Here is a 4,408-nt window from a genome sequence, read left to right as displayed (position 1 = left end):
GCTTGTTCAATCATCTTCGCACCTTGAGTTTGCGCCTCAGATTTAGCATCAGCAATCATTTTTTCTTTGATAGCAGTTGCTTCTTTAATCATTGTATCTCTTTCAGCACGAGCTTCATCTAATAATTTTTGGTTATCAGATTTTAAAGCCATCATTTCTTTTTTTGCGTTTTCAGCCGAAAGAATAGCTTCTTTAATACCTTCTTCGCGTTCGTTTACTGCATCTAAGATAGGTTTCCAAGCAAACTTTTTAAGTAAAAGGATTAACCCTACGAATAAAACCGTTTGCAAGATAAATAAACCAAATGAAAATTGACCTAATAATTCTTCCATTATATATATTGTTTAATTTTGATTTTCAATGTAAACAATTGTTGCAACCAACCGTTACAACAATTGTTTGTTTTAATTATTTTACTGCGAATAACGCTGCAAAACCAATTCCTTCAATTAACGCTGCTGCAATAAGCATAGCTGTTTGAATTTTTCCAGACGCTTCTGGTTGACGAGCAATAGCATCCATTGCTGATCCACCAATTCTACCGATACCTAAACCAGCACCGATAACGATTAATCCAGCTCCTACAAGGTTAAGAGTTCCTTCCATAATGTATATATATTTAATTAAACATTCAATTTATTAATGAGCTTCATCGTGATGATGCTCTTCTTTTGCGGCTCCAAAATATAGTGCCGTTAACATAGTAAAAATATAAGCTTGTAATAAAGCTACTAAAATTTCTAATATTGATAATACGAAAGCCAACACAAATGATAACGGACTTCCGATTGGACTACTAAACGTATACATTAACGCAATGATACTCATTAAAACCACGTGACCAGCTAACATATTCGCATATAAACGAATCATTAATGAAAATGGTTTGATGATAGTTCCTAAAAATTCAATTGGCGCTAAAATAATTTTCATTGGAACCGGCACACCTGGCATCCAGAAAATGTGTCCCCAATAATTTCCATTAGCAGTAAACGTAGTAATTAAATATGTAATAATAGCTAATGAAGCAGTAATTGCAATATTACCTGTTACGTTTACTCCAAGTGGTGTTAAACCAAACATATTTAAAAACCAAATAAAGAAGAAAACAGTCAATAAATGACTCATATATTTTTTATAATGTTTCTCACCAATATTAGGAATTGCGATTTCATCTCTGATGTAAAGTACTAACGGCTCGAAAAATCTTCCCACTCCAGTAGCAATACCACCATTTTTACTGTATGATTTACCTAAATTTCTAAATATCATAAACATTAATAAAGCAACGATTAAAATCATTACAATGCTTTTGGTTATAGAAAAATCGATAGGCTTTGTATTTGTAGTATGGTGTTTTTCGTCTACATTGAAAGTTCCATTTTCATCTGTATTGTACACCATCCCATCGTGATGATTTATTTTGAAATATTTTCCGTTTGATTTAGCAACTGCTTCACCGTGGTGAAATTCAGACGACATAAAGAAATGCAATCCGTCTTCCCATAAAATTACTGGTAAAGAAAAACCAATGTGTGTTTCGTGACCCGTTTCTTTTCCGTAAGAAAATAAATGAAAATCGTGAGAATCTAATAAGTGATGTTGAATGAATTCGGCTCTTTCTTCTTGTGCTTTTGTTTCTTCAGAAACAACTTCTTTCGTTGCGGTGTTTTTATGATTTACAACTTCAGAATGAGCTGGTTTTGCAATATGACTTGTATCTGCATTAGCAAAAGTAACTACTGGCAAAACCGCAAAAATTGTGGCTATAAATAATTGAATTGTTTTTCTTGAAATCAACATAAAATATATATTCTAAAAAATATTGTCCTTAAAATTTTTGCAAAGGTATATTTTTTCTTTAAATTACAATACTAGAAAATTACTTTTTTTACCAAATTATTCAAAATTAAATTGGTTTATTGTTTTTTATTCAAAATACCTATTGTTATAATCGTTTCAATTGCTAAAAAACACATAAAAACAATTAAGCAATTAGTTTTTTCAATTTGATGATTTGGTAAATTTAAAATTGGTTTGATGATGAAATAAACTATTCCAGTTTTTACGAAAGTTGCAATCATAAAAACCATTCCTGTGTTGTCAAAGCTTTTTTCTGAAACCTTTTTAACAATAAATAAAATTAGGTTTGAAAATATAAAAAACAATAAAAACAAAAAGGCTATTGGGAAATGAAATTTTTCTTGAGCTTGTTGTAATGCAGGCAACAAAAAAGCCAAACGATTGATGGCAAATAACGAAAGTGTAAAAAAGAAAATTTGTTTAAAAAACAAGATGTTATTTTTCATTATTATTGAGTTGGTTGACTTGACGAATTACATTATACATCGCTAAAAAAACACCTACAACTGTAAAAATTTTTACATAATTTTCTGATTGGTATTTTTCATCTAAATATTGACCTAAATAAGCAAACAAAAAAATAACCATTCCCATTTGTGCAGGAATACTTATGAGTTGAATCCATTTATTCAAAGGTTTGTTTTTGTTGTTTTGCATTACTTATGTTAGGTCAGTAGAAACCCTATTTCTAAAAATGGTGGTTGATCTAAATTCTATACGTTTTTGCTAATAAATCGTAATCTAATTATTTAGTTATTTGATTTTAGCTAAATATTCTTCAATATTTTTTCTTACCTGAACTACTTTATAATCTTCATTCGAGATAATAATTGGCGCGTCTTTTAGTTTGAAATCCTTATGTTCTTTTAGATAATTAGCCACGGATTCTGCAGTTGTTTTATTAATTATTCCGTGTAAAACTATCATATTCTTATCTACATTATAAATGTCATTTGACACTTTTACTTTGCTATCACCAGATTCTTTAGCATATTTATTTAGCTTTTCAATTAAATTTTTATGCGAAACTTCGTTTGGATAATTGGTGATAAAAACCAAATTATATGTTTTCGGTTTTTCTCCAAACTTTAATGATTCAAGAGCCGGAATATCTGAATTTAAAATTGACTCTATTTTTTTGGTTTCAGCGGCTTTTGGATAGTTTTTTACAATCTTTTGCAATGCTTCTTTATATGCAGAAAGCCCAAATAATCTTGCCGTAATTTTTGCTTTCAAAACATCGAATTTAGCATTTAATTCATCACCGTCGTATTTTTTTAGCAATGCATCTATTTCTAAATTCGCTTCTCTAAATAAGCCTTTTTCAACTTTCGTATACAACATATTAAATTCAGAATCCGCTGTTATGTCGGCATTTATTGTAGTGTTATTAAAAGCTGAAGCATATCGACTATCTGGATATTCTGAAACGATTTTTTGTTTGAAAACGAGTGCTTTTTCATTTTTTTCAGCACTATATAATTGGTATAAATTATAATAGGTTGGTAAAATCAATTTATTTTCTGGTGTATTTACTAAAATATCTTCAAAAGAAGTTATGGCTAACTTATTTTCTTTAAGTTTTTCTTTAAAAATAGAACCCAATTGAAAACGAGCATAATTTGCTTCAACATTCAAACTATCAAGTATTTTAGAATCTTTAGGCAACTTATCAATGTAAAAGGCCGTTTTATATTTTGGTTCAGCACCTTCTTTATCTGATTTATCAGCTGTTTCTTCTTCAGTTTCCTCTTCAGACGCGTTTTCCGTTTGGTTTTGATTTGTTACGGCTATCGTTTTCCAATTGTCGCCATATTTAATATCGCCCCATTTTTTCTTGAAATTAATTTTACCTTGTGCAACCGTAACAGCATTGTAAAAATAAAAATTGCTTTGCATACCCGATGAACTTACAGGTTGTTTTGTTAAAGATTGTTCTAAAACGGGATTTTTAGCCATTGAAATTCCGCCGGCTGAATTTTTATCTTTTGGGTTTAGGTTATCACTAAAATTGTCGCCAGAAAACATATCTGCTTTTTGATTTTGTTTGGATAACGCTAAATTATCTGCTGCTTTTTTAGCCGCAATAGAATCTGATATTTTTAACTTTGCAATGTGATTTTGATAAAATTTCACCTTTTCAGATGCAGACATTTTTGAAACACTAATAATACTATCCGAATAACTAATAATATCTTGGTATTTTACAACATCTGTAATAATTTCTAACCTTTTTTTGGTTGGTTTCACTTCGATATGTTTTTCTGGTAACTGCACCAAAGTAGAATCTAAATATTTTTTTACGAAATGGAAATTTCGATTTCTGTAATATATTTCCGAGATATTTCTGTAGTTTAAAGAAGCTAAATATTTATCCGTTACACTATTTTTTATAGATTTATTATAGTTTAAAATAGCTAATTTGTCCTTCCCTTTTTTATCGTAAAAAACCGCTCTTTGATGATGAATAACATCTCTAAAACTTTTATTTTCAATATTTTCAAGTAATTTGTCAAGATTTTTATGAAAAGCTATTGTGTCGCCT

Annotated in this window: 6 protein-coding genes; all 6 read right to left on the bottom strand. The window is 29.5% G+C overall.

Annotated features, from left to right (window positions below; all coding sequences use genetic code 11):
• On the bottom strand, nucleotides 1–332 hold a 332-nt coding region (gene atpF / locus ACIQ11_RS08970), incomplete at its 3' end, for a F0F1 ATP synthase subunit B (RefSeq protein ID WP_396154298.1).
• 76 nt (nucleotides 333–408) lie between these two features.
• Nucleotides 409–606: an ATP synthase F0 subunit C gene (gene atpE / locus ACIQ11_RS08965; RefSeq protein WP_291242009.1), complete on the bottom strand. Its 198-nt coding sequence runs from the start codon at nucleotides 604–606 to the stop codon at nucleotides 409–411.
• A 33-nt stretch (nucleotides 607–639) separates the two neighbouring features.
• Entirely contained in the window at nucleotides 640–1,803 is a 1,164-nt protein-coding gene (gene atpB / locus ACIQ11_RS08960) for a F0F1 ATP synthase subunit A (protein ID WP_396154297.1), read from the bottom strand.
• 116 nt (nucleotides 1,804–1,919) lie between these two features.
• Nucleotides 1,920–2,309, bottom strand: a complete 390-nt coding sequence (locus ACIQ11_RS08955) for a hypothetical protein (RefSeq protein WP_396154296.1) — start codon at nucleotides 2,307–2,309, stop codon at nucleotides 1,920–1,922.
• Nucleotides 2,299–2,520, bottom strand: a complete 222-nt coding sequence (locus ACIQ11_RS08950; protein ID WP_291242006.1) for an AtpZ/AtpI family protein — start codon at nucleotides 2,518–2,520, stop codon at nucleotides 2,299–2,301. The genes ACIQ11_RS08955 and ACIQ11_RS08950 overlap by 11 nt, the downstream gene beginning before the upstream one ends.
• A 96-nt stretch (nucleotides 2,521–2,616) precedes the next feature.
• Nucleotides 2,617–4,408 (bottom strand): tol-pal system YbgF family protein (locus ACIQ11_RS08945; protein WP_396154295.1); only part of this gene is annotated, 1,792 nt, incomplete at its 5' end.

The sequence above is a fragment of the Flavobacterium sp. genome (genome assembly GCF_044361065.1).
Taxonomy (GTDB): Bacteria; Bacteroidota; Bacteroidia; order Flavobacteriales; family Flavobacteriaceae; genus Flavobacterium.
This window is presented reverse-complemented; position numbering and strand designations above follow the sequence as displayed.